This is a genomic window from Mesorhizobium sp. M8A.F.Ca.ET.207.01.1.1, from assembly GCF_004794715.1.
GTDB lineage: Bacteria > Pseudomonadota > Alphaproteobacteria > Rhizobiales > Rhizobiaceae > Mesorhizobium.
In genome coordinates this window covers 1-354 of the sequence record NZ_SRUS01000258.1, presented here as the reverse complement: position 1 = coordinate 354, position 354 = coordinate 1, and the positions used below count along the sequence as shown (strand labels likewise).

Genomic DNA, 354 nt, shown 5'->3' with positions numbered 1-354 from the left:
AAGCAGGGCGAGGTCGGTGCCTACGCGCTGCATCGCGGATTTGTCTACGCGGTGTGCGATGCGCAGCGCCAGGATGACCTGCGCGACTCGCCGTCGATCTACACGAGCAGCCAGGCGTGAGCACGCGGCTGACCCTGGAGGTCGCCAGCAATTCGCTGGCCTCGGCGCTGGCCGCGCAGGCCGGCGGCGCCGACCGCATCGAGCTGTTCGACAACCTGGCCGAGGGCGGCACCACGCCGTCCTTCGCCAGCATCGCGATCGCACGCGAACGCCTGTCGATCCCGCTGTTCGTGCTGGTGCGGCCACGCCCGGGCGACTTCCACTACGACGCGCTGGAAACCGAACTGATGCTGC

Annotated in this window: 1 protein-coding gene; it reads left to right on the top strand. The window is 69.2% G+C overall.

Features of this window, described 5'->3' with window-relative positions; translation table 11 throughout:
• Positions 1-116: 116 nt before the first annotated feature.
• Positions 117-354: copper homeostasis protein CutC (locus tag EN850_RS34425; RefSeq protein ID WP_281407308.1), on the top strand; the 238-nt coding region annotated here is incomplete at its 3' end.